This window comes from Bradyrhizobium sp. AUGA SZCCT0431, from assembly GCF_018131065.1.
GTDB lineage: Bacteria > Pseudomonadota > Alphaproteobacteria > Rhizobiales > Xanthobacteraceae > Bradyrhizobium.
The window spans coordinates 95,701-120,417 of record NZ_JAFCLR010000018.1; the positions used below are offsets into that span (position 1 = coordinate 95,701).

At 63.7% G+C, this 24,717-nt stretch carries 27 protein-coding genes; 15 read left to right on the forward strand and 12 right to left on the reverse strand.

Annotation, left to right across the window (positions count from 1 at the left end; translation table 11 throughout):
- Positions 1-89 precede the first annotated feature (89 nt).
- Positions 90-1,358: a flavin-dependent oxidoreductase gene (locus JQ567_RS19295; RefSeq protein ID WP_212440286.1), complete on the reverse strand. Its 1,269-nt coding sequence runs from the start codon at positions 1,356-1,358 to the stop codon at positions 90-92.
- Positions 1,359-1,449: 91 nt separating this feature from the next.
- On the reverse strand, positions 1,450-1,824 hold the full coding sequence (locus tag JQ567_RS19300; RefSeq protein WP_212440287.1) for a nuclear transport factor 2 family protein: 375 nt from the start codon (positions 1,822-1,824) through the stop codon (positions 1,450-1,452).
- A 112-nt stretch (positions 1,825-1,936) separates the two neighbouring features.
- Between JQ567_RS19300 and JQ567_RS19305 the strand changes: the two genes are divergently transcribed.
- From JQ567_RS19305 to JQ567_RS19315, 3 genes are all read left to right on the forward strand, one after another.
- Positions 1,937-2,761, forward strand: a complete 825-nt coding sequence (locus JQ567_RS19305; RefSeq protein WP_212440288.1) for a helix-turn-helix domain-containing protein — start codon at positions 1,937-1,939, stop codon at positions 2,759-2,761.
- A 20-nt stretch (positions 2,762-2,781) separates the two neighbouring features.
- Positions 2,782-3,258, forward strand: a complete 477-nt coding sequence (locus JQ567_RS19310) for a nuclear transport factor 2 family protein (RefSeq protein ID WP_212440289.1) — start codon at positions 2,782-2,784, stop codon at positions 3,256-3,258.
- A 73-nt stretch (positions 3,259-3,331) separates the two neighbouring features.
- Positions 3,332-3,952, forward strand: coding sequence for a glutathione S-transferase family protein (locus tag JQ567_RS19315; RefSeq protein WP_212440290.1), 621 nt, complete (start codon positions 3,332-3,334; stop codon positions 3,950-3,952).
- A 136-nt stretch (positions 3,953-4,088) separates the two neighbouring features.
- Here JQ567_RS19315 and JQ567_RS19320 read toward each other — a convergent pair whose 3' ends face one another.
- Entirely contained in the window at positions 4,089-5,012 is a 924-nt protein-coding gene (locus JQ567_RS19320) for a LysR family transcriptional regulator (RefSeq protein WP_212440291.1), read from the reverse strand.
- 91 nt (positions 5,013-5,103) lie between these two features.
- Between JQ567_RS19320 and JQ567_RS19325 the strand changes: the two genes are divergently transcribed.
- Genes JQ567_RS19325 through JQ567_RS19335 form a run of 3 tightly spaced genes read left to right on the forward strand, consistent with a single transcriptional unit; the run spans position 5,104 to position 6,172 of the window.
- Positions 5,104-5,526, forward strand: coding sequence for a nuclear transport factor 2 family protein (locus JQ567_RS19325; RefSeq protein WP_212440292.1), 423 nt, complete (start codon positions 5,104-5,106; stop codon positions 5,524-5,526).
- Positions 5,516-5,755 (forward strand): DUF1127 domain-containing protein, encoded by a 240-nt coding sequence (locus JQ567_RS19330; RefSeq protein WP_249165555.1) that lies wholly within the window; start codon positions 5,516-5,518, stop codon positions 5,753-5,755. The genes JQ567_RS19325 and JQ567_RS19330 overlap by 11 nt, the downstream gene beginning before the upstream one ends.
- Positions 5,756-5,770: 15 nt before the next feature.
- Positions 5,771-6,172, forward strand: coding sequence for a RidA family protein (locus tag JQ567_RS19335; protein ID WP_212440293.1), 402 nt, complete (start codon positions 5,771-5,773; stop codon positions 6,170-6,172).
- A gap of 163 nt (positions 6,173-6,335) precedes the next feature.
- Here JQ567_RS19335 and JQ567_RS19340 read toward each other — a convergent pair whose 3' ends face one another.
- From JQ567_RS19340 to JQ567_RS19350, 3 genes are all read right to left on the reverse strand, one after another.
- Entirely contained in the window at positions 6,336-7,022 is a 687-nt protein-coding gene (locus JQ567_RS19340) for a glutathione S-transferase family protein (RefSeq protein ID WP_212211014.1), read from the reverse strand.
- Between the two features lie 200 nt (positions 7,023-7,222).
- Positions 7,223-7,549 carry a hypothetical protein gene (locus JQ567_RS19345; protein WP_212294558.1) on the reverse strand — a complete coding sequence of 109 codons (327 nt, stop codon included), beginning with the start codon at positions 7,547-7,549 and terminating at the stop codon, positions 7,223-7,225.
- A 178-nt stretch (positions 7,550-7,727) separates the two neighbouring features.
- Positions 7,728-8,861 (reverse strand): site-specific DNA-methyltransferase, encoded by a 1,134-nt coding sequence (locus JQ567_RS19350; RefSeq protein WP_212035442.1) that lies wholly within the window; start codon positions 8,859-8,861, stop codon positions 7,728-7,730.
- Between the two features lie 379 nt (positions 8,862-9,240).
- On the opposite strand from JQ567_RS19350, the gene JQ567_RS19355 reads away from it, so the two are divergent.
- Positions 9,241-10,176, forward strand: coding sequence for a neutral zinc metallopeptidase (locus JQ567_RS19355; RefSeq protein WP_212440294.1), 936 nt, complete (start codon positions 9,241-9,243; stop codon positions 10,174-10,176).
- 163 nt (positions 10,177-10,339) lie between these two features.
- Positions 10,340-10,903, forward strand: a complete 564-nt coding sequence (gene moaB / locus JQ567_RS19360) for a molybdenum cofactor biosynthesis protein B (protein WP_212440295.1) — start codon at positions 10,340-10,342, stop codon at positions 10,901-10,903.
- A 96-nt stretch (positions 10,904-10,999) separates the two neighbouring features.
- Here the strand turns inward: moaB and JQ567_RS19365 are convergent, their stop codons facing one another.
- The 3 genes from JQ567_RS19365 to JQ567_RS19375 form a co-directional block, all read right to left on the reverse strand.
- Positions 11,000-11,152, reverse strand: coding sequence for an RSP_7527 family protein (locus JQ567_RS19365; RefSeq protein WP_212440296.1), 153 nt, complete (start codon positions 11,150-11,152; stop codon positions 11,000-11,002).
- Positions 11,149-12,075, reverse strand: coding sequence for a helix-turn-helix domain-containing GNAT family N-acetyltransferase (locus JQ567_RS19370; protein ID WP_212440297.1), 927 nt, complete (start codon positions 12,073-12,075; stop codon positions 11,149-11,151). Before JQ567_RS19370 ends, JQ567_RS19365 begins: the two co-directional genes overlap by 4 nt.
- 144 nt (positions 12,076-12,219) lie before the next feature.
- Positions 12,220-12,792, reverse strand: a complete 573-nt coding sequence (locus tag JQ567_RS19375; protein WP_212440298.1) for a glycosyltransferase — start codon at positions 12,790-12,792, stop codon at positions 12,220-12,222.
- 157 nt (positions 12,793-12,949) lie between these two features.
- On the opposite strand from JQ567_RS19375, the gene JQ567_RS19380 reads away from it, so the two are divergent.
- From JQ567_RS19380 to JQ567_RS19395, 4 genes are all read left to right on the forward strand, one after another.
- Complete coding sequence (locus JQ567_RS19380) at positions 12,950-14,110, forward strand: PA0069 family radical SAM protein (RefSeq protein WP_212440299.1); 1,161 nt, start codon at positions 12,950-12,952, stop codon at positions 14,108-14,110.
- Between the two features lie 109 nt (positions 14,111-14,219).
- Positions 14,220-14,675: a VOC family protein gene (locus tag JQ567_RS19385; protein ID WP_212440300.1), complete on the forward strand. Its 456-nt coding sequence runs from the start codon at positions 14,220-14,222 to the stop codon at positions 14,673-14,675.
- Positions 14,676-14,764: 89 nt separating this feature from the next.
- On the forward strand, positions 14,765-15,532 hold the full coding sequence (locus tag JQ567_RS19390; protein WP_212440301.1) for a ribonuclease HII: 768 nt from the start codon (positions 14,765-14,767) through the stop codon (positions 15,530-15,532).
- 147 nt (positions 15,533-15,679) lie between these two features.
- Positions 15,680-17,188, forward strand: coding sequence for a glycosyltransferase family 39 protein (locus JQ567_RS19395; RefSeq protein WP_212440302.1), 1,509 nt, complete (start codon positions 15,680-15,682; stop codon positions 17,186-17,188).
- 97 nt (positions 17,189-17,285) lie between these two features.
- Here the strand turns inward: JQ567_RS19395 and JQ567_RS19400 are convergent, their stop codons facing one another.
- Positions 17,286-18,110, reverse strand: a complete 825-nt coding sequence (locus tag JQ567_RS19400) for a uracil-DNA glycosylase family protein (RefSeq protein ID WP_212440327.1) — start codon at positions 18,108-18,110, stop codon at positions 17,286-17,288.
- A 133-nt stretch (positions 18,111-18,243) separates the two neighbouring features.
- On the opposite strand from JQ567_RS19400, the gene JQ567_RS19405 reads away from it, so the two are divergent.
- From JQ567_RS19405 to JQ567_RS19415, 3 genes are all read left to right on the forward strand, one after another.
- A complete protein-coding gene (locus JQ567_RS19405; RefSeq protein ID WP_212440303.1) occupies positions 18,244-19,905 on the forward strand; it encodes an electron transfer flavoprotein-ubiquinone oxidoreductase in 1,662 nt (553 codons plus the stop codon).
- 295 nt (positions 19,906-20,200) lie between these two features.
- A complete protein-coding gene (locus JQ567_RS19410; RefSeq protein WP_192738595.1) occupies positions 20,201-21,982 on the forward strand; it encodes a tetratricopeptide repeat protein in 1,782 nt (593 codons plus the stop codon).
- Positions 21,983-22,011: 29 nt separating this feature from the next.
- Positions 22,012-22,896, forward strand: a complete 885-nt coding sequence (locus JQ567_RS19415) for a 4-(cytidine 5'-diphospho)-2-C-methyl-D-erythritol kinase (protein ID WP_212440304.1) — start codon at positions 22,012-22,014, stop codon at positions 22,894-22,896.
- On the opposite strand, the gene JQ567_RS19420 is transcribed toward JQ567_RS19415, so the two are convergent.
- Together JQ567_RS19420 and JQ567_RS19425 are read right to left on the reverse strand one after the other, a co-directional pair.
- Positions 22,893-23,525, reverse strand: a complete 633-nt coding sequence (locus JQ567_RS19420) for a LysE family translocator (protein WP_212440305.1) — start codon at positions 23,523-23,525, stop codon at positions 22,893-22,895. The two genes, JQ567_RS19415 and JQ567_RS19420, sit on opposite strands and share 4 nt — an antisense overlap.
- Before the next feature lie 110 nt (positions 23,526-23,635).
- The gene (locus tag JQ567_RS19425; RefSeq protein ID WP_212440306.1) at positions 23,636-24,643 is read right to left on the reverse strand and encodes a polyprenyl synthetase family protein; all 1,008 of its coding nucleotides are present in this window, start codon (positions 24,641-24,643) and stop codon (positions 23,636-23,638) included.
- Positions 24,644-24,717: the final 74 nt, after the last annotated feature.

A 24,717-nucleotide genomic window follows, 5' to 3' on the forward strand; every position in this document is an offset into this window, starting at 1 on the left:
ACGAAGCAATCCATCTATCCGCTTTGCCGCGCGATGGATTGCTTCGCTTCGCTCGCAATGACGTGTAATCAGCCAGCTCTCGAAATCAACTATCGCGCAGGCAGCTGGACGATCGGCGGCTTGGCGTTGAGGCCTTCGACCTGAAAACCGGCGACGCGCTTGTAATTGGCGGCGATGTCTTCCAGCTCTTGCAGCGACAGCACGTCGGTGACGACCTCATAGCCGTCGGGCGCGCGTTCCTCGACCATCTGCATCACCTGTTCCGGCCCGTTGCGCCGATTCAGCATGACAAGATCGGTAGTCGCGGGCCGGCGCTCGGCCTCGTAGGCTGTGAGCGCGGCGTTGGTCGGGCCGTGCGCCAGGATTTCGCGGGTGATCACGCGGGCATCCAAAATCGCCTGCGAGGCGCCGTTGGAGCCGATCGGGTACATCGGATGCGCGGCGTCGCCCATCAATGTGACCCGGCCGAACGTCCATTGCGGGATCGGATCGCGGTCGACCAGCGGATATTCGTAGGCGTGCGGGCAATCGCGGATCAGGCCGGGCACGTCGAGCCAGTCGAACTTCCAGTCCTTGAACCAGGGCAGGAACTCGTTGAGGTCAGCGGTCCGGTTATAGTCCTCGCGGCGCCACTGATAGGTCGGCGGCATGTGCCGCTCGGCCACCCAGTTGATGTTGAATTTGCCTGAGGCGTCCGGCGCCTTCGAAATCGGATAGCAGACGAACTTCAGGATCTCATGACCGGCCATGATCATGGTGCGGCCGGACAGGAAGGCGTCTGAGGTGGTGATGCCGCGCCACAGGATGCGGCCGTTCCAGATCGGCGGGCCTTCCTGCGGATAAAGTTTTTCGCGGATCGCCGAATGAATGCCGTCGGCCGCGATCAGCAATTTGCCATCATGGCTCCCGGCAGATTTACCGGTTGCCTTGTCGATGAATTCGGCGCGCACGCCGCTATCCGTCTCGGTCCAGCCGGTGAGGTGATGGCTGGTGAGGATGTTCTCTTTTCCGAGCCGTTCGGTCGCGGCGTCGAGCAGGATCTGCTGCAGCGTGCCGCGGTGGATCGAGAATTGCGGCCATTTGTAACCGGCCTCGACGCCGCGCGGCTCGCTCCAGATCGGTTTGCCGTGCTTGGAGAAATACGCCAGTTCCTTGGTGCGGACGGCGGCCGCATCGAGCCGGTCGTGCAGGCCGAGCTCGATCAGCTCGCGCACCGCATGCGGCAGCACGTTGATGCCGACGCCGAGCGGCCGCAGTTCCGGCACGCTTTCAAAGACGCGTGCGGGAACGCCGATCTGGTGCAGGCTGAGCGCCAGCGTCAGCCCACCGATGCCACCGCCGGCGATGAGTACGGTCATGTCTACGCCCCTGTTACAGCAAGGGCGTCATGACATGAGGGGCGGCAGGGGGCAACTGCGAAAAGCCGGCAGGAATTCCCCTCCCGAGACCTTACGGCAGCGCGGGCGGCGCGCCGAAAAAGCCGATGTTCTTGACCACCCGGCCATCGGGGCCGACCTCGCCAAAATCGATCGAAACGTCGCCGCAGCTGCCGTCCTCGCGCACCAGGCGCCAGAGGACGCGGAACACGTTGTGGTGCACATCGATGCCGCTCATGAACTCCAGCCGCGCACCGGGCCGCGAGGCCTGCATCGCGGCGATGTGGCGGGCGAGTTCGTCCCGTCCCGTCAGCGAGACCCTGGGATCGAGATAGACGCCGCCGTCGCTCCAGCATTGCTCAAGCAGCGCCTGCCGGGCTGCAGCCTCCGGCTCGTTCCATGCCGCCATGTACTGCGTCACGACTTCCTTGATTGCGTTGCCGTCCATGAATGCTTCCCCGCACGATCAAAGGCATGCTCAAGTCTGGCAAGGAGCTGTCGGCGTGTCACTTACATCGGAGGTAATTGCCGTTCTGACCTGATGGTCTAGATTGCGGCACATGGGCACACCAGTACAGGATTTGCAGGATACCACGTCCGGGCATTTCAGCAACCTGCTGAAGCATTGGCGCAACGTGCGCAGACTCACCCAGATCGAACTGGCAAGTGACGCCAATGTATCGGCGCGGCATCTGTGCTTTCTGGAAACCGGCCGGTCGCAGCCGAGCCGCGAGATGGTGCAACTGCTCGGCAGCGCGCTCGATCTGCCGCTGGAGGAGCGCAATGCCTTGCACGTCGCGGCGGGCTTCGTGCCGCCCTATGGCGACAAGGGGCTGGCGGCCGAAAATCTGCAGCCGGTGCAGCAGGCGCTGGATTTCATGCTGCGGCAGCAGGAGCCGTATCCGGGGATCGTGGTCGACGGGCACTGGGACGTTCGGATGCGCAACCAGGGGTCCGCGCGCCTGCTCAAGCCGTTTCGCGATTCCTACCGGATGGAAGCCGGCATCGCCGACAACGCCATGCACGTCGTTTTCCATCCAAAAGGACTGCGGCAGTTCATCGTGAACTGGGAGGAGTTCGCCGGCCAGATGATCCAGATCCTGCACCGCGACGTCGCGCAGGGCAGCCGTGCGGCCGCCCGTCTGTTCGACGAGATCATGGCCTATCCCGGGCTGCCGGCCGAATGGCGGCTTCCCCGCTATTCGCAGGCCAGTTCGCCCGTGATGATCATGCAACTCGCCAAGGGTGATTTCCGGCTCGCGTTCTTTTCCACCTTTACGACGCTCGCGATGCCGACCGACGCGGCGCTGCAACAGATCAAGATCGAATGCTTTTTCCCGGCTGATGACGCCACCGCAGAGATGGCGCGCACGATGGCGCTCTGACAAAACCAGAGGAGATGACGATGCAACTCGCTACACGTAAGGATCAATCCGCCGAGACGATGGACGAATTGCGCGCATTGAACGCCCGCTTCATCCATAATTTCATCACCAACGACGTGGCCTCGCACGACGCGATACTTCATCCGCGCTTCATCAACATCTGGCCCACAGGCCAGCGATGGGATCGGGCGACATATCTGAAGTATTGGGCGACTGCCTTCGACCCGAAGGTCATCCCGTACTGGGATGTCCGCGATGAACTCATCACCGTCATCGGCGATGTGGCGCTGGTGCGCTCCACCAACAAGGCCACCCGCCGCCGCGACGGCAACGAAGTGACCGGTATGACCACTTATACCGATACCTATCTGTTCGAGAACGGTGCGTGGAAGTGCATCCAGGCTCAGATCCAGGCGGTGGCGCCCGAGTTTTATCCCGCCGACGAGACGATTGTCAGCGTCTATATCGACGGAAAGCTGCAGCCGCGCCCGGCGTGAACTCGCGAGCCCGCCCGGGATGGACGGCGGGAGAGCTTGGCGTTAATCTCCGGCTTCCCCCGTGAGGATCATCATGCTCAAGCTCTATTATGCCCCCGGCACCTGCGCGCTCGCTTCGCATATCACGCTGGCCGAGGCCGGCGCCGACTACACCACCGAGCGGATTGATTTCAAAACCAATCAACAAAACAGCCCGGAATATCTCGCGATCAACCCGAAAGGCCGTGTGCCGTCGCTGGTGAGCGATCGGGGCATCCTGACCGAGACGCCGGCGATGCTGGCGTTCATCGCGCAGAGTTTTCCGAAGGCAAAACTGGCGCCGTTCGAGGACGCCTATGCGTTTGCGCAAGTGCAGTCCTTCAACAGCTACCTGTGTTCCACGGTGCATACCAACCATGCCCACAAGATGCGCGGCGCGCGCTGGGCGACGGAGGAGTCCTCGTTCGCCGACATGAAGCGCAAGGTCCCGCAATCCGTCGGCGCCAGTTTTGCGCTGATCGAGCGCGGCATGTTGAAGGGGCCGTGGGTGATGGGCGAGACCTACACGATCTGCGACCCCTATCTGTTTACGCTGGCCGGATGGCTGGAAGGCGACAGCGTGGACATTTCGACCCTGCCGAAGGTGGCCGATCACCGCAAGCGGATGGCGGATCGCCCGGCGGTGCAGAAGGCGCTGGCGGAAGAGAAGGTGTGAGCAAGAATTTGCGTCGTCCCGGCGAAGGCCGGGACCCATACGCCGTGTCCTATCGTTAGCGCATTCTGGCAGTTGCCTTCCTCAATTGACGCCGCGGAGTATGGGTCCCGGCCTTCGCCGGGACGACAAGTGAGAGCTACGCCACCTTCCGCTTCTCCCGCTCCATCTCGCGGCCGATGCCGAGCATGATGTTGCGCAGCCAGATCGAGCCGGGGTCCATCTGGGCGCGGGTCGGGTAGAACATGAACTGCTCGTCGATCCCGGGATCGAATGGCGGCACGATGGCTACGAGCGACAATTGCTTCGACAACGCGCCGATCAGGCGGCGCGGCACGAAGGCGACCAGATCCGTGCGCGCGGTGACATGCAGCGCCTCGATATAGCCGGGCACGACCAGCGCGATCTTCCGTTCGATGCCCTTGGGCCGCAGCCAGATGTCGATCAGATCCTCGCTCTGGCCGCGGATGACAACCGCGACATGCCGCGCGTTCAGGAAGCCGTCGCGCGTTTTCAGCTTGGCCGCGGCGGGATGGCCGCGCCGCACCGCCAGCGCGTCGCTGTCGGTGTAAAGGCGCTGGCGATGAAAGCCGCGGAAGGCGTCGCCGATCGAGATCACCATATCGAGGGTGCGGGCGAATTCGGCGGTGATGATCGCAGAACTCCGCCACGGCACCACGTCGATGCGGACGTTCGGCGCAGCCTTGGTGATCTTTGCCATCAGCGACGGCATCAGCAGTTCGACGGCGAGGTCCGGCATCATCAGGCGAAAATGCCGTTCGCTGCGCGCGGCGTCGAAGTCGTCTGGGACGAACAGGGACCGCACCTGGTCGAGCGCCTGCGCCAGCGGGCCGCGCAACGCCTGCGCGCGGGGCGTCAGTTCCATGCGGGCGCCGTTACGCACCAGTAAGGGATCGCCGATCAGGTCGCGCAGCCGCTGCAGCGCGTGGCTGGCGGCCGGCTGTGACAGCCCGATCCGCATCGCCGCCCGGCTGACATTGGCTTCCAGCAGCAGCGCGTCGAGCGCGACCAGCAGATTGAGGTCAAGCGATTTCAAATTCATTGGGTGAATATATATCATATCTCCCATCGATTGGAAGAATGCGCTAGGGCGAGCGATGATCTGAAACATCAGATCACAGGAGAAGCCGCCCATGAGCGCCGCCGACAATAAAAAACTGATGGAGACGATTTTTGCCGGCGTTGCCGCCGGCGACCGTACTTCGTTCGCCAATTCCCTGGCCGCTGACGTCACCATGATCGTGACGGGCCAGTATTCCTGGTCGCAGACCTTTCACGGCAAGGAATCCGTGCTTCGCGACCTCCACGGCTATGTCTCGTCCTTGTTAAAGCATCGCCGCACCGTTCCGTTTCGGTTTATCGCTGATGATGAATGGGTCGTGGTGGAGGCGCGGGGCGACATGGTGACCCACGCCGGCGAGCGCTATGACAATCATTATTGCCTGATCTACCGGATCACGGACGGCAAGATCCAAGAAATTCGGGAGTACCAGGACTCGACCCTGTGCGAGCGGGTTTTGGGGCCGTTTCCCAGGGAGAGGAAGCTTGCGGGTTGAGGCGTTGAGCAATGTCTGCGCCGGCGACCGGCGTCGCGGACTACATCCAGCGCTGGCCGGTTCGACGCCGACCTTCATCGCGGCTATCATCGCTCTCGTCCGGGACTGGCGGGAGCGCCGCCGCGTCCGGCGTCAACTCTCTGTCATGAGCGTGCGCGAGTTAACGGATATCGGACTCTGCCGGGGCGAAATCACGCACGAGATCGGCAAGCCGTTCTGGCGGAAATAATAAAGGGAGATCGATATGAGCAAGGAAATCTTCAGCCCGGCGACGCTGCCGCCGCCGACCGGCTATTCGCACGTCGCCAAGGTCAACAAGGGCACGCTGGTCTATGTGGCGGGTCAGGTTTCGGCCGACTCATCCGGCAAGATGGTCGGCGAAGGCAATTTCGAGGCGCAGGTCGAGCAGGTGTTCAAGAACCTCACACTCGCGCTGGAAGCGGCCGGCGCCACCATGGCCGACATCGTCAAGCTGAACACCTATCTGGTCGCCGAGGTCAGCCAGGACGACCTGCCGAAAATGCGGGCGATACGCGACCGCTACCTGAACAAGGAAAAGCCGCCGGCGAGCACGCTCGTGGTCGTCAGCCGCCTGGCGCGGCCGGGCTGGTTGATCGAAATCGAGGTGGTGGCGTCGATCGACTAATGCGTGAGACGAAAACGGCGCCCGCGAAGGGCGCCGTTTTGCCGTGCTGATTTGATCGGCCCGTAGGGTGGGCAAAGCGTAAGCGTGGCCACCAACCCTTGCTCGATGAAGAAGGTGGGCACGGCGCAAGAGCGCCTTTGCCCACCCTACGCTGCGGACCGGATCAGGCCGCCCGCACCGCGAGGTGCTTGAACATGTTGCGGCGCGCCTCGTCGTCCATTTCCGCCTTGAACTTGAACTTGTCCTTGAGCGCGATCGCCTTGGCCGCCGCGGGGCGCGCCGAGATTTCGTCGACCAGCCGCTTGACGTTGGGATACTTCGAAAAGCCGTCCTCGCCGAGGATCAACGGGATCATGCGGGCCCAGCCCCACAGGCCCATGTCGACGATGGTGTAGGTATCGCCGACCATATAGCGGCGCTTGGCCAGATGCTCGTCGAGAATGGCGAAATGCCGCTGCGCCTCGAACTGGTAACGGTTATGGGCGTAATCGATCTTCTCCGGCGAGAAGTGCTTGAAGTGGACGGCCTGGCCACTGTACGGGCCGACGCCGGTGGCGATGAACATCAGCCAGGACAGCAATTCGGCGCGGCTCGACGCCGTATTCGCAGGCAGAAACTTGCCGGTCTTTTCCGCGAGATAGAGCAGGATGGCGTTAGAGTCGAACACCTTGACGCCGTCGTCGTCGATCGCCGGCACCTTGGCGTTCGGATTGATGGCAAGGTATTCCGGCTTGAACTGGTCGCCGGCGCGGGTGTCGACCGCGACAGGTTCAAAGGCGATGCCGGCTTCCTCGAGGAAGAGCGCGATCTTGGTCGGGTTGGGCGAGCCGTTGAAATAGAATTTGAGCATTTTTGGAAAACTCCCTTTGCTTCTTGCCTGCCAGGAAAACCTGTTGCGAATTTACGCACGCGCTGCGAACCGGGCGCGGGTGACCCTACCGCAATGCGGTATGTCCATGCTCAAATTTTTGGAAGGGTCGCAACCGACGAGTCCGTGAGGCAGGGGGCGGTGCGGCAAAGATTGCGCCGCTCAGCTTAGGTAGAAGCCGATCAGCCGAGGTAGAAAAAGCCCACCAGCCCGACAACGATCAATCCCGCACCCGCCAGGTCGATGATGGTGGCGAAGCGAATGGCCGAGTGCAAGTTCGACGCCTGAATCATCCGCTCCGACCGGCGCGCATAGCCGTGGACGATGATCTGCTGGTTGAAATCGCTGTTCGCTTCCAACCGCTCGGTCAGGCCGACGCAGATCAGGAGCACGCCGAGGATGACGAAGCCGGCAAAGCCCAGCAAGGTGAACAGCAGGATCGGGGGCACGCCGATCAGAAAGATCGGCAGCAGTGGCAACACCAGTAATGAATCGGATTGGGAGCGCATCGGACGGCTCGCTGTGGCCGCAAATGGCGGCCTGTATGGGTTAAGCAAGCAATCAATATAGTAGCGAATCACGGCAAAACAGGGTGCGGCAGACTGCGTAAATCACAGGGCTGCCATCTCGCTTGTTGCGGTGCCATGGCCATGCGGAAGGCAGGATGAAAAAAGCTGCAGCGGCCTGTCAGCCCGCTGCCATCCCGGAGCGGATCTCGGCGCGCAGCTCGTCGATCAGCCGCAAGCCCTTCTTGGTCTCGACGTGCCAGAAGGTCCAGCCGTTGCAGGCGCCGGAGCCCTGGGCCACCGCGCCGATGCGGTGGATCGAGCCGACCTTGTCGCCGAGCATGATGGCGCCGTCGGCGCGGACCAGGGCGCCGTGGCGCTTCTTGGAGTCGACCAGTTTGGTGCCGGGCGAGATCATGCCGCGCTCGATCAGTTCGGAGAACGCCACACGGGGTGCGTCGCGGGCGGTCATGAAGGGCGCCAGCGTCGCCTCGGGCAGCGGTTCGATGGCCGCGATGCGGGCTTCGGCCGCGCTCGCATAGGTCTTGTCGCGCTCGAAGCCGATGTAGCGGCGGCCGAGACGTTTTGCCACGGCGCCGGTGGTGCCGGTGCCATTGAAGGGATCGATCACGAGATCGCCGGGCTTTGACGACGACAGCAGCACGCGCGCCAAAAGGCCCTCGGGCTTCTGGGTCGGGTGCACTTTCTTGCCGTCGTCGCCCTTGAGGCGCTCGTCGCCGGTGCAAAGCGGAATCAGCCAGTCGGAACGCGCCTGCACGTCCTCGTTGGCGGCCTTCAGGGCTTCATAGTTGAAGGTGTAGCCTTTTGCTTTCTCGTCGCGCGCCGCCCAGATCATGGTCTCGTGCGCATTGGTGAAGCGGCGGCCGCGGAAATTCGGCATCGGATTGGTCTTGCGCCAGACGATGTCGTTGAGGACCCAGAAGCCGAGGTCCTGCATGATCGAGCCGACGCGGAAAATGTTGTGGTAGGAGCCGATCACCCACAGCGTCGCCGACGGTTTCATGACGCGGCGGCAGGCGAGCAGCCAGGCGCGGGTGAAATCGTCATAGGCGGCAAAGGATGAAAACTTGTCCCAGTCGTTGTTGACGGCATCGACATGGGATTCGTCGGGGCGCTTGAGATCGCCCTTGAGCTGCAGATTGTACGGAGGATCTGCGAACACCAGATCGACGGAGCCTGCCGGAAGCTTCGACATCTCGGCGACGCAATCGCCTACGACGATACGAACGTTCGACTCGGACTCGAATTTAGTGCGGGGCGCCCTTGCAGACGCCCCGCGACGCGACTCTACCATGACTCAATTACTCTGACTCAGGCGACGCTGTCGGCGACGCGGGACTAAACAACCGACTGGCGTTACATTGACCGGGCAAAGTAAAAATCGACTTAATCAGTATTGCTGCTGAGACAGATTTGCCTGGGCTGATTAGCGCTTAAGCGCACTAAAGCGTTTTCCAGCGAGGCCTGTCCCGCACTTGATGCGGGATGGATGCCGGTTCGCGTCAGGAAAACGCGTCAAATCAAGAATCTGGCGCCCCGTTCCGATTCAATCGGAATGGAAACGGCGCTAGGCAATAATTGCCGGGCGGGTTATTGATTAATGGAATGGAAATTTTACGTCTGTGCTGCGTTGGGTATCCAAGGGCAATCCGCCGGGATGAGGAATTTGCGCCATGCGTTACGATGACTTCCGTCGCAGCGACTCTATCGACGACCGTCGCGATGACAGCGGTGGCGGTGGTGGCGGCGGCTTCGGCATTCCGATGGGCGGCGGTGGCGGGCTCGGCATCGGCACCATCATCGTGCTCGGCCTGCTCGGCTATGCCTTTGGCATCGACCCGCGCATCCTGATCGGCGGCGCGGAAATTCTCACCGGCGGCAGCCAGCAGGCGCCGACCTACCAGACCGACCGCAGGTCGGGCCCGGCCACCACAGGCGCGCCCAAGGACGAGATGGGCAGCATGATCGCCGGCGTGCTCGGCGAGATCGACGATCGCTGGAACGAGATCTTCCAGGCCAGCGGGCAAACCTACAAGGGACCGCGCATCGTGCTGTTCCGCAACGCCACCAATGGCGGGCGCTGTGGCATGGCGCAGTCGGCGATGGGGCCGTTCTACTGCCCGCCGGACAAGCAGATCTTCCTCGACACCGCGTTCTTCCGCGACGTCGAGACGAAGTTTCGCGGCTGTTCGGGTAGCTCCTGCAAATTCACCACCGCCTATATCATCGCGCATGAGGCCGGCCATCACATCCAGAACCTGCTCGGCATTCTGCCGCGCGTGCAGCGGATGCAGGAGCAGGCCGGCAGCAAGGCGGAAGCCAACGCGCTGCAGGTCAAGGTCGAGTTGCAGGCGGATTGCCTGTCCGGCGTCTGGGTCAACCGCGAGGAAAAGAAACGTCCGGGCTTCGTCGAACCCGGCGATATCGAAGCCGCGCTGACCACGGCCACCGCGATCGGCGATGACACGCTGCAGCGCAAGGCGACGGGCAGGGTGGTGCCTGATTCATTCACCCACGGCTCCGCCGCACAGCGCAAGCAATGGTTCATGACCGGCTACAAGCAGGGCACCGTGCAGTCCTGCAATACGTTTGCCGTGGGGGCGATGTAGCGCGGCGAGTTGAATTAGCATTGACCGTCATGGCCGGGCATAGGCGAGTGAAGCGACGCCGTCCTTCAGACGGCTATGCCCGGCCATCCACGTCTTTGCTTTTGAGAGACTTTTAAGACGTGGATGCCCGGCACAGGGCCTGGCATGACGAGAAGAAAAAATCATGTCCTCCATTGACGAAACCAAACAATTCGTACCGCTCAATATCGCCGTGCTGACGATCTCGGACACGCGCGCGCTTGCCGATGACAAGTCGGGGGCGACGCTGGCGGAGCGGCTGGTCGCCGCCGGCCATCATCTCGCGGCGCGCGAAATCATCGTCGACGACGTCGATGCGATCCGCGTCATCATCCGAAGGTGGATCGCCGATCCTGGTGTCGATGCCATTATCACGACAGGCGGCACCGGCTTCACCGGCCGCGACGTCACGCCGGAGGCGGTCGAGCCGCTGTTCGAAAAGCGGATGGACGGTTTCTCCACCGCCTTCCACATGCTGAGCTACGCCAAGATCGGCGCCTCGACGGTGCAGAGCCGCGCCACCGCCGGGGTTGCGGGTGCGACCTTCATCTTCTGCCTGCCGGGCTCGCCCGGCGCCTGCCGCGACGGCTGGGACGGTATCCTCGCCCATCAACTCGACTACCGCACGCGGCCCTGCAACTTCGTCGAGATCATGCCGCGGCTCGACGAACATCTGCGCCGCCCGAAAGCCAAGGGCGCGTCGGTCTAGGCAGTCATTCCGGGGCGATGCGCAGCATCGAACCCGGAATCTCGAGATTCCGGGTCTGGTCCTTCGGACCATCCCGGAATGACGGACTTATTATTATCACCGCCGTCCGATGACCGCTTTCAGCAATGCCCACAATCCGCGCCACATGTCGCGCCACGCTTCGTCGCGCAATTCATGGGCGCGCCTGATGTAGAATTCGAGCAGGTCCGGCGTGACGCGCCGCGGCGTGTCGCGACGCCCCGGCTTCACAGTTCGCGTTCCCAGGTCTCGCCAACAAGGCTTTGGCCAAAACTTCGATGCGGTTCGGTCGCGACCAGCTTAAAGCCGGCGTCCTGATAGATCTTGCGGGCGGCGACGAGGATGCTCTGGGTCCACAGCGTCATCCTGCGATAGCCGGTCGCCCGCGCGAAGGCGACGCATTCGGCGACCAGCCGCTGGCCCAATCGCTGGCCGCGCCCGGCCGGATCGACCAGCAGCAGGCGCAGCTTGGCGACATCGTCGCTATGCTTGACCACAAAGACCGAGCCGACCTGGACGCCGCCCTGCTCGGCAATCCAGCAGCGCTCGCGCGAGGCATCGAACGAGGTCAGGAATTTCGCCGCGATCTCCGCCACCAGCGCTTCGAACGAGGAGTCAAAGCCATATTCGCTGGCGTAGAACGCGCCGTGGCTCTGCACCACCCAGCCCATGTCGCCGGGGCGGTGGGTGCGCAGGATCGCTGGCGCCGCCGCGCCCGACTCGCCGAGCAGCCGCTCGATCTCGGCCATCGCGCCGACGAGCTTTTGGCTGCCGCCGCGCGGCAACGCGGCCAGCATCGCGCCGATGTCGTCCTGCATGCTGCGCTCGAGTTGGGCGAAGGTCTGGCGTCCCTTGGCCGTGAGGGCGAGCCGGAATTGCCGCCGGTCCGCCGGCAGCGGCTTGCGGGTGAGCAATCCATTCTCATCGAAGTTTTGCACGATCCGGCTGAGATAACCGGCATCGAGCCCGAGTTCGGCGCCGATCTCCTTGGCCGAGAGGTCTTCGCGATAGGCGAGCTCGTACAGCACCCGCGCCTCGCTGAGCGAGAACGGGCTCTTCATGAGTTGCTGGTCGAGCACGCCGAGCTTGCGGGTGTAGAAGCGGTTGAAGGCGCGGACCGCCGCGACTGCTTCATCGGAATTATTCTCGGACATGGCGCACCTCGATACTTGCCATTGTCAGATAGTTATTTGACTTTGGCAAGTATATTCTGGTGCAAGCCCGGTCCCTTCTACTGTGCATGGGGTTGTTTTCGCGATTTTTGTGTCTGGCCCCGCGGTGCATCGCGCCGGAGGCGCCTAGGCTACCACCATGATCCGGCTGCGCAGCATGGTGCGGGAGCGCCGGCCGAGCCGGCGCAGCAGCCGGGCTTCGGAACGGCGGACGTCCGGCCGGTAGCCGCCGAGCCGGTCGTAATGATCGTGCGCAATGAGAAGACCCTGTTCCGCCGAGGGCCCCGTAACCATGCGGGCGATGAATTTGAGGCCATCGCGGAAACTGGCATCGGAATAAGGCGAGCGGGCATAGCGGAAGATCCCGGCGCGGGGCCGGCCGCTGGCCGCTACACCCTGTATGAATTGCGCGGTCTCTTCGATCCAGCCCGAGTCGAGCACGGCGCCGGCGTGCAGGAACATCAGCCAGGGTGAACGCGCCTGGCGGGCGCCGGCGGCGAGCGCCGCGGCGCGGGTCCCCTCGAAGGCCATGAAGCGGCAGCCGGCTACGTCGGCCACCCGCTCGATCACGCTGCTTGCGGAACGGTCGACCAGCACCACTTCGCGGATCAAACCGGCAGCGGCGCCCGGCACCAGCGCCGCCAGGGTGGCGACGGCGGGCTGTTCAACGCCTTCAGTGGGGATGATCACGCTCAGCATAAAGAGGCTTCGTTGGCTCAAACGGTGAAAAACGCCGTTTGTTATCACCTTGTCACATTCAAAACATCCGTTGGCATGCGGATTTTTGCGGCAGCTCTCGTGTGGATTTGTCGATCGATGTTCTTGCTTTGTTCTAAAGACCTGTTACGTTCCAAGCATGAGCCGAGCATCCTCTCATGCCCTCAAGCACCCGCCGGTCACGGCGCCCTCCGAACCGGCGGGTGCTAATCCTTTTCCTGAGCTGGCGGTCGCGATCGAGCGCGACCGGCGGCGCGGCCGCGGCGCCCAGTCCAACGACAGCGGCCGCTTCGAGGCCGAGGCCCGCGTCGCCTTCGACGACGGCTGGCAGAGCCTCGAAGACCTGCCGCCGTTCAAGACCACGGTCGGGCTCGACACCTCGCGCAAGGTCATCACCCGCAACGACTCGCCCGATATCGGCTTCGACCGCTCGATCAATCCCTATCGTGGCTGCGAGCACGGCTGCGTCTACTGCTTCGCGCGGCCGACCCACGCCTATCTCGGGCTGTCGCCCGGACTTGATTTTGAAACTCAGCTGCTCGCCAAGCCCGATGCGCCGGAGTTGCTGGAAAAGGAACTGGCGGCGGCGGGCTACGAACCGCGCATGATCGCGATCGGCACCAACACCGATCCCTATCAACCGATCGAGCGCAAATACAAGATCATGCGCGGCATTCTGGAGGTGCTGGAGCGTGCCGGCCATCCGGTCGGCATCGTCACCAAATCGGCGCTGGTGACGCGCGACATCGACATCCTCCAGCGGATGGCAAAACGCAATCTGGTCAAGGTCGCACTGTCAGTGACGACGCTCGATGCCAAACTCGCGCGCACCATGGAGCCGCGGGCCTCGACGCCGCCGAAGCGGCTGGAGGCGATACGGCAACTGGCGGAGGCCGGCATTCCGGCAACCGTGATGGTCGCGCCCGTGATCCCCGCGCTGAACGATTCCGAGATCGAGCGCATCCTCGATGCCGCGGCGCATGCCGGCGCGAAAGAAGCTAGTTATGTCCTGCTGCGGCTGCCGCTGGAAGTGCGCGATCTCTTCCGCGAATGGCTGATGGCGAATTATCCCGACCGCTATCGCCACGTCTTCACCCTGATCCGCGACATGCGCGGCGGCCGCGACTACGACTCGCAATGGGGAACCCGGATGAAGGGAACCGGGCCGATGGCCTGGATGATCGGACGCCGCTTCGAAATCGCCTGCGAGAAGCTTGGACTGAACAAGCGGCGCCTGAAACTGACCACCGACCATTTCGTCAAGCCGAAGCGAAACGGTCAGCAGTTGAGTTTGTTTTGATTGGTAGCCCGGATGGAGCGCAGCGTAATCCGGGGCATCGGTAGAGAGACTTATCCCGGATTGCGCTGCGCTCCATCCGGGCTACGAATGAGTGCCAGGGAGCGGCAGGATGAGTAACGAGTTGAAGACCCCAATCCCGCGACTGACCGTCATCACGCTCGGCGTCAGCAACATGCGCGCCAGCATCGCTTTTTATGAAGCGCTGGGTTTTGCGCGAAGAATTCGCTCGACCGGCGAGGCGGTCGCCTTCTTCGACACCGGCGGCCCCGTGATCGGGCTGTTTCCGTGGGATCAGCTGGCAGAGGACGCGACGCTGCCGGACCATCCGCGGCCCAAGACCTTCCGCGGCGTGACGCTGGCGTGGAATTGCGCCTCACGCGAGGAAGTCGACACCGTACTGGATTTCGCGATCGCCAAGGGCGCGTCGCTGCTCAAGGCCGCGCATGAGACGGCGTATGGCGGCTACTCCGGATATTTCGCCGATCCCGACAATCATCCCTGGGAAGTCGTGGTCGCCCCCGGCATCGAGGTCGGCGAAGACCGGCGGGTGCATTTGGCGGATTAGGGGTCAGTGCCAACCTGTCGTGACTGAATAACGGGAATTGCACCCGGTTCCCGGTTGCGCGCTGGCGCGTGCTTGCCCACCATCCCGGCATGATTCGGGATAAGTCGTCCAAGAAGCCAGCGGCCAAGCCGGTCGCCAAACAGGCAAAACTGCCGAACGGCGTGATCGCGGTGGCGCCGCCGAGCTTTCGCCGCGAGCGCGCGCTGATCAAGCGCGGCGTCTGGCCGATCGCCGGTTGCGACGAGGCCGGACGTGGTCCCCTGGCCGGCCCGGTGGTGGCCGCCGCCGTGATTCTCGATCCCAAGCGAATCCCCAAAGGCATCGACGATTCGAAGCGGCTGACGGCGGAGCGCCGTGAGGAACTGTTCGAAGAGATTTGCGCGACCTCGTCGTTTGCGGTCGCCTTTGCCTCGCCGGCGCGTATAGATCGCGACAATATCCTGCGCGCCTCGCTGTGGGCGCTGACGCGGGCCGTGCGGGGCTTACCGGAAATCCCCAAACATGTGTTCGTCGACGGCCGCGACCGGATCGAGGCGCCATGCGACTGCGACGCCGTGATCGGCGGCGATGGCATCGTGATGTCGATCGCGGCCGCTTCGATCATCGCCAAGGTGACGCGCGACCGCCTGATGTGTGCGCTGGCGCTGGATTGCCCGGGCTACGGGTTCGAGAGCCACAAGGGCTACGCGGTGCCGGAACATCGCGAGGCGCTCGACCGCTTGGGCCCCAGCGTCCACCACCGCCGTTTCTTCGCGCCCGTCATCGCCGCGCGCGAAAAACATCAGCCCGGCACCGTCGAGCCCGATCTGTTCACGGTGGAAACACAAATCAGCGCGGATGTGACGGCGGCTCTCTAACGCACCTTGCATTGACGCGTTTTCTGACGCGCGCCGGTATCCACCTCGCTTGAAAACGCGATAGTTGCCTCGGCGGCTGGCGCGCTCTATCAAATGGGCTCGAATAGGCCGGACCGATGGGATCGGCTGGGGCATTTCGGACGTTTCATGCGTTTCACCTCCCTGGTTGTCGAACTGATCCGCGCCCGGCCGCGGCTGGTGGTCTGGCTCGTGGTGCTGCTGCAGGCGGCAATGTGGCTGATCCTGCCGATGCTGCTCTATCGCAGCCCACCCGGCGATATCGCCACGGTTCTGGCATTCGGCAGGGAATATCAGGTCGGAACCTATTTTGGTCCGCCGCTGGCGTTCTGGCTTGCCGACATCGCTTTCCGCGCGGCCGGCAATCATGTGTTCGGGGTCTACCTGCTGGCGCAGATCTGCGCGGTCGTCACTTTCTGGGGCTTCTATCAGCTCGCGCGCGCCATTGTCGGCGGTCAGCAGGCGGTGCTCGCGGTGCTCTTGAGCATGACGGTGGTCGCCTTCAGCTCGCCCGGCGTCGAGTTCGGCCCGCTGGTGCTGGCGCGGCCGCTGTGGGCGCTGTTGCTGCTGCATTCCTGGCGATTGGTCGGCCAGAACCGGCGCAGCGCCTGGTTCGCCTGGTCGATCGAAGCGGGCCTGTTGCTGCTGACGACGTCGGCCGCGCTCGGGCTGTTGCTGCTGATCGCCGGATTTGCCGTCGCCACCGCCCGCGGGCGGCGCACTTTGATGTCGCTCGATCCGCTCTACGCACTTCTGGTGATCGTCGTACTGGTGCTGCCCTACCTGATCTGGGTCGTTCGCGCCGACGTGCTGGCGATGCCGCCCTTGCCGGCCATCGATGATCTCTCGGGCAGGGCGATGCACTGGGGCGGGTTGCTCGGCGGCCTGTTGCTGGCGACGGCCGGCATCGTGCTGCTGGTGATCCTCAACTCCGGCGCGTTTGTCCGCAAGGCCGAGGAAGCGCCGATCATCTACCGGCCGCAGATCGATCCCCTGGCGCGCCAATTCGTCTATACGTTCGCCATCGGTCCGGCGCTGTTCGGCAGCCTGATTGCCGGCGTGTTCAATCTCGAGCGCGTTACCGGCGGCGCCGGCGTTGCCTTGCTGATGTCGGGGCTGGCCGTGATCGTGGCGACCGGCGATCTCGTGTATCTGCGGCGCCAGCGGCTGCTCCGCACGGTCTGGGCCGCGGCGGTCGCAGCCCCGGCTTTCGTGGCCATCGCGGCCACGCTGTTCCTGCCCTGGACCAGCGGCGCCGAAGTGCCGACCTCGCTGCCGGCGCGGACGATCGCGCATTTCTTCGGCGACAGTTTTGAGCGGCGCACCAACCAGCGGCTGCGCGCGGTGGCCGGCGATCCGCAGCTGGCGAGCTTCGTTGCGATGGATAAAGGCCGGCCGCATCTGTTGCTCGACGCCACGCCGGAACGCACGCCGTGGCTTTCGCTCGCGAAGTTCAATGAAACCGGCGGCGTCGTGGTCTGGCGCGCATCGGATACATCAGGCGCGCCGCCTCCTGACATCGCGCGGCGGTTTCCGGGCCTCGTGCCGGAAGTGCCGCGTGCGTTCGAATGGATGGTGAACGGAAGGCAGCCGCTGCTGCGCGTCGGCTGGGCCATCGTGCGGCCGAAGGCGCCGTAGCTCCGGTCCGTAGGGTGGGCAAAGCGAAGCGTGCCCACCAATTCAAGACCACGGATTCCAATAGATGGTGGGCACGGCGCGAGCGCCTTTGCCCACCCTACGAAGCGGCCTTCTCCAATTCCTTCGCGATGGCGCGCAGATCCTGCCACGACATCCGCTTGTACGACGGTGAACGCAGCAGATAGGCCGGGTGGAACGTCGCCATGGCGCGGATGGAGCGGGTGCCGGTGTCGTAATCGAACCACTTGCCGCGGGTCTTCATGATGCCCTCGCGGGTCGACAGCAACGTCTGCGTCGAGGGATTGCCGAGCGTCACCAGCACGTCCGGATTGACCAGTTCGATCTGCCGCTGGATGAACGGCAGGCAGATTTGTGTTTCCTGCGGCGTCGGCGTGCGGTTGCCGGGCGGCCGCCATGGGATCACGTTGGCAATATAAGCTTTGCTGCGGTCGAGGCCGATCGCCGCGATCATGCGGTCGAGCAATTTGCCGGAGCGCCCGACGAACGGCAGCCCCTCGATATCCTCGTCGCGTCCGGGGGCTTCGCCGACGAACATGATTCGCGCTTTCGGATTGCCGTCGCAGAACACTAGCCGTGTCGCGGTGTGCTTGAGCGCGCAGCCGTCGAAATTCTCCAGAAGCGCGCGTAGCGCCTCCAGTGACGGCGCGGTTCGCGCCGCTTCCCGCGCCGAGGCGATCGCGGCTTCCGGCGCCGGCGCTATTTCGCTGCGCGAAACTGCCGGCGCCGCCGCGGGCATTTCCCGCACCAGTTTTTGCGGCATGGTTTCGCGCGGCGCGGCGATGGTAGCGCTGTCGGGCTCGGCAAGCCGGTCAAGCGGCTCATCGGCCAACGCGCAATCGACCCCGGCCTCGAGATAAAAGGCCAGCAACTGCTGAACGGTAGGGGAGGGTTCGGGCGCGATGGACATTGGGTCAATCTAGGATGTATTCGGCTGCCGCGAAACGCCTGAGATTTCATTTCCATGGTTGTTCTCGACGCAAAAATCGGAAACAAACAAACCTTAGAGCCGTTCTCAATTGGGCTGAGACCAGAACATGAGCACCGAAGAGCTTCCGCCGCGTGAGTCCATGGAATTTGACGTCGTGATCGTCGGCGCCGGGCCGTCCGGCCTGGCGGCTGCGATCCGTCTCAAGCAACTCAATGCCGATCTCAACATCGTCGTGGTGGAAAAGGGTTCCGAAGTCGGCGCACATATTCTGTCGGGTGCGGTGATCGATCCGGTCTCGCTTGACAAACTGATTCCGGACTGGCGCGAGGACGCCGATTGCCCGCTGAAGACGCAGGTCAAGGACGACCGCTTCCACTGGCTGACCGGAGGAAGCGCGATCCGGCTGCCGAGCTTCGCGATGCCGCCGCTGATGAACAACCATCACTGTTATATCGGCTCGCTCGGTGATGTCTGCCGCTGGCTGGCGCCGAAAGCCGAAGCGCTCGGCGTCGAGATCTATCCGGGCTTTGCCGCTACCGAAGTGCTCTACGACGAACAGGGCGCGGTGCGCGGCATTGCGACCGGCGACATGGGCATCGCCAGGGACGGCAGCCACAAGGATTCGTTCACCCGCGGCATGGAACTGCTCGGCAAATACACGCTGTTCGCCGAAGGCGCGCGCGGCAGCCTCTCCAAGCAACTGATCGCGAAATTCTCGCTCGACGCCAACAGTGAGCCGCCGAAATTCGGCATCGGCCTCAAGGAAGTCTGGGAGATCGACCCGGCCAAACACCAGAAGGGCCTGATCCAGCATTCGTTCGGCTGGCCGCTGAACAACAAGACCGGCGGCGGCTCGTTCCTTTATCACTACGACGACAACAAGGTGGCGGTCGGTTTCGTCCTGCATCTCAATTACGACGATCCGTATCTGTCGCCGTTCGATGAGTTCCAGCGTTTCAAGACTCATCCTTCGATACGCACCGTGTTCGAAGGCGGCAAGCGGCTGGCCTATGGCGCGCGCGCGATCACCGAGGGCGGCTACCAGTCGGTGCCACGGCTGAGCTTTCCGGGCGGCGCGCTGATCGGTTGCGCGGCGGGTTTTGTGAATGTGCCGCGCATCAAGGGCGTGCACAACGCGATGGGCAGCGGCATGCTTGCCGCCGAACACCTCGTGGCCGCGCTCGGCGCCGGCCGCGCCAATGATGAACTGGCCGAATACGAGAATGCGTGGCGCGGTTCGCAGGTCGGCAAGGACCTCTACCCGATCCGCAACGTCAAACCCCTGTGGTCGAAGTTCGGCACCCTGATCGGCGTACCGCTCGGCGGCCTCGACATGTGGACCAACACGCTGTTCGGCTTCTCGCTGTTCGGAACCCTGTCGCACGCCAAACCGGACCGCAAGACGCTGGATCCAGCCAAGGCGCACACGCCGATCGCGCCGGTGAAGCCGGACGGCAAACTGACCTTCGACAAGCTGTCGTCGGTATTCCTGTCCAACACCAACCATGAGGAAGACCAGCCGGTCCACCTCAAGGTCGCCGACATGAACCTGCAGAAGACCTCCGAGCACGACGTCTTTGCCGGTCCGTCCAACCGCTATTGCCCGGCCGGCGTCTACGAATGGGTCGAGGAGGCCTCCGGTCCGCGCTTTCAGATCAACGCCCAGAACTGCGTCCACTGCAAAACCTGCGACGTCAAAGACCCGAACGGCAATATCACCTGGGTTCCGCCGGAAGGCGGCGGCGGGCCCAATTACCAGGGGATGTGACCACGATTACGTGAGTTGGTGGGCGAGGGTGCACAGGTTGGCCGGGTAACCCCGGCACCGGCCACGATACCGCCACAGTACAAGCGTCTTCGGGGGCTGCTGGCCAAAATGGGTGGAATGGGCGGCGGACGGGGAGATCTTGGGGATCCTGCTGCCGCTCGATTCGCCACCCCGTATCCTTGCGGTTGAACGCCAAAAGCGGCATTGTCGCTGGGCCTTGATGCCGCCGCGTATGTCCGCATTCGAGAGCGCTCGAAAAGATTCCGCCATAAATCCTGGAGCTAGGCGAACCGTGATGCTTTCCACTCGTTTCAATCGCTGGACCATCGCCGCTGTCACCGTCGCCGCGCTTGCTGCGCCCGGCTCGCTGCTGGCGCAGACGCCCGAGCATACCGGCGACAATTCGGCGCAGTTTCCGAGCAAGAGCGATCTGAAATCGCTGACCACGTCCGGCAGCTATCTGGCCGCGCGTCATGCCAGCGTCGAACGCGACGCCAGCTCGGCCGCGGCGTTCTATCGTTCGGCGCTGCGTACCGATCCCAAGAACAACGAGCTGCTCGACCGCGCCTTCATCTCCTCGCTCGCGGATGGCGACATCGACGAGGCCGTCAAGCTCGCCGACCGCATTCTGACGCAGGACAAATCCAATCGCGTGGCCCGGCTGGTCGTCGGCGTCCGCGACCTGAAGCAGAAGAAATACGCGACCGCGCAGATCAACATCAATCAGTCGATCCGCGGACCGATCACCGATCTGGTCGCGACGCTGTTGTCGGGCTGGGCCAGCTTCGGCGCGGGTGATTCCAAGGCGGCGGTCGCCAATATTGACAAGCTGACCGGGCCGGAATGGTATCCGATCTTCAAGGATCTGCACACCGGCATGATCCTGGAACTCGCGAACAAGGAAAAGGACGCCGGCGCCCGCTTCGAACGCGCCTACAAGCTCGACGATTCGATGCTGCGGGTGTCCGACGCCTATGGGCGCTGGCTGTCGCGCAACAAGGACTCGGCAGCGGCAATCGGCATCTACGAGGCGTTCGACAAGAAGCTGCCACGGCATCCCCTGGTACAGGAGGCGCTGCGCGAGACGCGGGCCGGCAAGAAGATGCCGCCGCTGATCGAATCGGCGCAGGCAGGTGCGGCCGAGGCGCTGTACGGCATCGGGGCCACGCTGACCCGCCGCGGCGGCGAGGATCTGGCGCTGGTCTATCTGCAGCTGTCGCTTTATCTGCAGCCCAACCATCCGCTGGCGCTGCTCTCGCTGGCCGATCTCTATGAGTCGGTGAAGAAGCCGCCGATGGCGATCAAGGTCTATGAGCGCATGCCGGCGAGTTCGCCGCTGAAGCGCAACGCGCAGATTCAGCTCGCCACCAATCTCGACGCCGCCGATCGCAGCGAGCAGGCGATCAAGATCCTCAAGGACGTCACCGCCGAAGACCCCAAGGACATCGAAGCCATCATGGCGCTCGGCAATATCGAGCGCGGCCGCAAGAAGTTCGCCGATTGCGCGACGACCTATTCCAGGGCGATCGACGTGATGCCCGGCGTGACCGACAAGAACACCTGGGTCACCTATTACTATCGCGGCATTTGCCAGGAGCGCTCCAAGCAGTGGAGCAAGGCGGAGGCCGACATGCGCAAGGCGCTCGAGCTGCAGCCGGAACAGCCGCATGTGCTGAACTATCTCGGCTATTCCTGGATCGATCAGGGCATCAATCTCGACGAAGGCATGAAGATGATCCGGCGCGCCGTCGATCAGCGTCCCGACGACGGCTATATCGTGGACTCGCTGGGCTGGGCGTTCTACCGCATCGGCAATTTCGAGGACGCGGTGAAGAACCTCGAGCGCGCGATCGATCTGAAGCCCGAGGATCCGACCATCAATGACCACCTCGGTGACGCCTATTGGCGCGTCGGCCGCACGCTGGAAGCCAAGTTCCAGTGGGCGCACGCCCGCGACCTGAAGCCCGAGGCGGAAGAACTGCCGAAGATCGAGGCCAAGATCGCCAACGGTCTGCCCGAGGACACGTCGTCTGCGGCTTCCGCCGACAAGAAAAAAGAAGACGGCAGGGGCGGCTAGATCGAAGGCATTGGGGGGCTTGTTCGGCAATGCCGGCGTTGATTGATGAGGGGCGTGCCAAGGTCAACCTGACCTTGAGGGTGGTCGGCCGCCGCACCGACGGTTTTCATGATCTGGAAAGCGTGGTGGCGTTTGCCGACTGCGCCGATCGGCTGACGCTGACGCCGGGTTCCGATCTGACATTGCAAATGTCCGGACCGCTGGCGCAGGCCTGCGGCGAGACGTCGGACAATCTGGTGCTGAAGGCGACGCGCCTGCTGGCAGAGCGGGTGCCGGGCCTGAAGTCCGGCAGTTTCACGCTCGACAAGGTGCTGCCGGTCGCGGCGGGCATCGGCGGTGGTTCGGCGGATGCGGCTGCCGCGCTTCGGCTGCTGGCAAAATTGAACGGGCTGTCGCTCGATGACGAACGGCTGCGCGAGGTAGCACTTGCGACCGGCGCCGACGTGCCGGTCTGCCTGGCCTCGCGCGCCTGCGACATGACCGGGGTCGGCGATACCCTGACGCCGCTCAGCCTGCCGATCATGCCGTGCGTGATGATCAACCCCTGCGTTCCCGTTCCGACCAAGGACGTATTCAAGGCACTCGGCCTGCGCAGCGGCGAATTGCTGGTCGGCGTCACCGACGTTTTCCGGGGCATCGACTGGCCGGAAGCCGGCGCCTCGGTCGAAGACTGGGTCGAAGTCCTGGCGGCCAGTGCCAACGATCTGGAAGCCCCGGCGATGCGCATTCAGCCGGTCATCGGTGACGTGATCGCCGCGCTCAACGCCACCAACGGCGCCTGGCTGGCGCGGATGTCGGGCTCGGGCGCGACCTGCTTTGCGATCTATGAAAACACGGCCGACGCCGGCCGCGCCGCGGAGAAGATCCGGCGCGAGCACCCCGGCTGGTGGGTACACGCGGGAACGTTGAGCTAACTTGCTGCGGGCCGTCGCACCAGCGCCAGCGACACGCCAAGCCCGGCAATGAACAGCCCCGAACCCTGCCGCAGCCGTTGAACGATAAATGGCCGCCGCACCAGGCCCGCGCGCGCGGTGGCGGCCATCATCACCACGACGACATCAGCGAGCGTGTTCAGCAATACCGAGATCAGGCCGAGCGCGATGAACTGCAGCGCAGGGTGACCGCCGGCGGGATCGATGAACTGCGGAATGAACGCCAGAAAGAACGCCGCGGTTTTCGGGTTCAGGGCTTCGACCAGCACGCCCTCGCGAAACGCCTGTCGCGCGCCGGCCGGGCTGATCGCCTCCACCATCGCGTGTCGACCCTCGCGAAACGTCCGGATGCCAAGCCAGATCAGATAGAGCGCGCCGGCAAGTTTGAGCACCGTGAAAAGTTCGGCGCTGGCCAGGATGATCGCGGACACCCCCAGCGCGCCTGCGATCACATGCACGAGCCCGCCAAGCGCGGTCCCCAATGTCGAGGCGATACCGGTCTTCCGGCCGCCCGACAGCGTCCTGGCGGCGACATAGAATATCCCGGGACCAGGCACGAAGGCGATGATCAGTGCGGCGGCGAGAAAGAGCGAAAATTGTGTGCCGCTCATGCGACCCCTTCGTAGGGTGGGCAAAGCGCAACGTGCCCACCATTCAAAATGACGGTGTGGATGGATGGTGGGCACGGCGCAGTTGCGCCTTTGCCCACCCTACGAAGCCTTCAATGCGACCTTGCCAGGCAGAACGCCACGACCTGCTCGAGCGCGGTCTTCATCGGCGAGGCCGGAAACAACGCCAGCGCATCGACGGCCATCGCGCCGTAATGATGGGCGCGGCTGATCGTGTCCTCCAGCGCGCGATGCTTGGTCATCAACCCGATGGCGTGATCGAGATCATGGGCGCCGATCTCGCCGCGCTCCAGCGCCTTGACCCAGAACGCGCGCTCAGAGGCGTTGCCGCGGCGGAACGCCAGCACCACCGGCAGCGTGATCTTGCCCTCGCGGAAATCGTCGCCGACGTTCTTGCCGAGTTTTGCGGATTTGCCGCCGTAGTCCAGCACGTCGTCCACGAGCTGGAACGCAATGCCGAGATTCATGCCGACGGAGCGGCACGCGGTCTGCTCGGCCTTCGGCCGGTTGGCGATGACGGGGCCGACCTCGCAGGCGGCTGCGAACAATTCCGCGGTCTTGCCGCGGATCACAGCGAGATATTCGTCCTCGGTGGTCGCGGTGTTTTTTGCCGCGGCGAGCTGCATCACCTCGCCCTCGGCGATGGTGGCGGCCGCCGAAGACAGGATGTCGAGCGCCCGCAACGAGCCGACCTCGACCATCATGCGGAAGGCCTGGCCGAGCAGGAAGTCGCCGACCAGCACGCTGGCCTCATTGCCCCACAGCATCCGCGCGGACAATTTGCCGCGCCGTAATTCGCTCTCGTCGACCACGTCGTCATGGAGCAGCGTCGCGGTGTGCATGAACTCGACCGAGGCCGCGAGCTTGATATGGCCGTCGCCGGAATAGCCGGTGAGGCCGGCCATCGCCAGCGTCAGCATCGGGCGCAGCCGTTTTCCCCCGGAGGAGATCAGGTGATTGGCGACCTCGGGAATCATGGTGACTTCGGAACCGGTCCGCGACAGAATCGTGGCGTTGACCCGCTCCATGTCGGCGGCGACGAGCCCGACCAGCTCATCAATCGAAGCGTTTGGGCTTTCGAAGGGTACAATAACCGCCACGCGGGTCTCCAAATCTGGCCAATTCGCACTATCCTTATCTACAATAGAAAGTGCAGGCTGAAGCGGCAAGGGCA

What these genes read in the sequence shown, in the direction of transcription:
- JQ567_RS19295 (WP_212440286.1), bottom strand. Translation starts at nt 1,358, where the DNA reads ATGACCGTACTCATCGCCGGCGGTGGCATCGGTGGGCTGACGCTGGCG.
- JQ567_RS19300 (WP_212440287.1), bottom strand. Translation starts at nt 1,824, where the DNA reads ATGGACGGCAACGCAATCAAGGAAGTCGTGACGCAGTACATGGCGGCA.
- JQ567_RS19305 (WP_212440288.1), top strand. Translation starts at nt 1,937, where the DNA reads ATGGGCACACCAGTACAGGATTTGCAGGATACCACGTCCGGGCATTTC.
- JQ567_RS19310 (WP_212440289.1), top strand. Translation starts at nt 2,782, where the DNA reads ATGCAACTCGCTACACGTAAGGATCAATCCGCCGAGACGATGGACGAA.
- JQ567_RS19315 (WP_212440290.1), top strand. Translation starts at nt 3,332, where the DNA reads ATGCTCAAGCTCTATTATGCCCCCGGCACCTGCGCGCTCGCTTCGCAT.
- JQ567_RS19320 (WP_212440291.1), bottom strand. Translation starts at nt 5,012, where the DNA reads ATGAATTTGAAATCGCTTGACCTCAATCTGCTGGTCGCGCTCGACGCG.
- JQ567_RS19325 (WP_212440292.1), top strand. Translation starts at nt 5,104, where the DNA reads ATGAGCGCCGCCGACAATAAAAAACTGATGGAGACGATTTTTGCCGGC.
- JQ567_RS19335 (WP_212440293.1), top strand. Translation starts at nt 5,771, where the DNA reads ATGAGCAAGGAAATCTTCAGCCCGGCGACGCTGCCGCCGCCGACCGGC.
- JQ567_RS19340 (WP_212211014.1), bottom strand. Translation starts at nt 7,022, where the DNA reads ATGCTCAAATTCTATTTCAACGGCTCGCCCAACCCGACCAAGATCGCG.
- JQ567_RS19345 (WP_212294558.1), bottom strand. Translation starts at nt 7,549, where the DNA reads ATGCGCTCCCAATCCGATTCATTACTGGTGTTGCCACTGCTGCCGATC.
- JQ567_RS19350 (WP_212035442.1), bottom strand. Translation starts at nt 8,861, where the DNA reads ATGGTAGAGTCGCGTCGCGGGGCGTCTGCAAGGGCGCCCCGCACTAAA.
- JQ567_RS19355 (WP_212440294.1), top strand. Translation starts at nt 9,241, where the DNA reads ATGCGTTACGATGACTTCCGTCGCAGCGACTCTATCGACGACCGTCGC.
- moaB (WP_212440295.1), top strand. Translation starts at nt 10,340, where the DNA reads ATGTCCTCCATTGACGAAACCAAACAATTCGTACCGCTCAATATCGCC.
- JQ567_RS19370 (WP_212440297.1), bottom strand. Translation starts at nt 12,075, where the DNA reads ATGTCCGAGAATAATTCCGATGAAGCAGTCGCGGCGGTCCGCGCCTTC.
- JQ567_RS19375 (WP_212440298.1), bottom strand. Translation starts at nt 12,792, where the DNA reads ATGCTGAGCGTGATCATCCCCACTGAAGGCGTTGAACAGCCCGCCGTC.
- JQ567_RS19380 (WP_212440299.1), top strand. Translation starts at nt 12,950, where the DNA reads ATGAGCCGAGCATCCTCTCATGCCCTCAAGCACCCGCCGGTCACGGCG.
- JQ567_RS19385 (WP_212440300.1), top strand. Translation starts at nt 14,220, where the DNA reads ATGAGTAACGAGTTGAAGACCCCAATCCCGCGACTGACCGTCATCACG.
- JQ567_RS19390 (WP_212440301.1), top strand. Translation starts at nt 14,765, where the DNA reads ATGATTCGGGATAAGTCGTCCAAGAAGCCAGCGGCCAAGCCGGTCGCC.
- JQ567_RS19395 (WP_212440302.1), top strand. Translation starts at nt 15,680, where the DNA reads ATGCGTTTCACCTCCCTGGTTGTCGAACTGATCCGCGCCCGGCCGCGG.
- JQ567_RS19405 (WP_212440303.1), top strand. Translation starts at nt 18,244, where the DNA reads ATGAGCACCGAAGAGCTTCCGCCGCGTGAGTCCATGGAATTTGACGTC.
- JQ567_RS19410 (WP_192738595.1), top strand. Translation starts at nt 20,201, where the DNA reads ATGCTTTCCACTCGTTTCAATCGCTGGACCATCGCCGCTGTCACCGTC.
- JQ567_RS19415 (WP_212440304.1), top strand. Translation starts at nt 22,012, where the DNA reads ATGCCGGCGTTGATTGATGAGGGGCGTGCCAAGGTCAACCTGACCTTG.
- JQ567_RS19420 (WP_212440305.1), bottom strand. Translation starts at nt 23,525, where the DNA reads ATGAGCGGCACACAATTTTCGCTCTTTCTCGCCGCCGCACTGATCATC.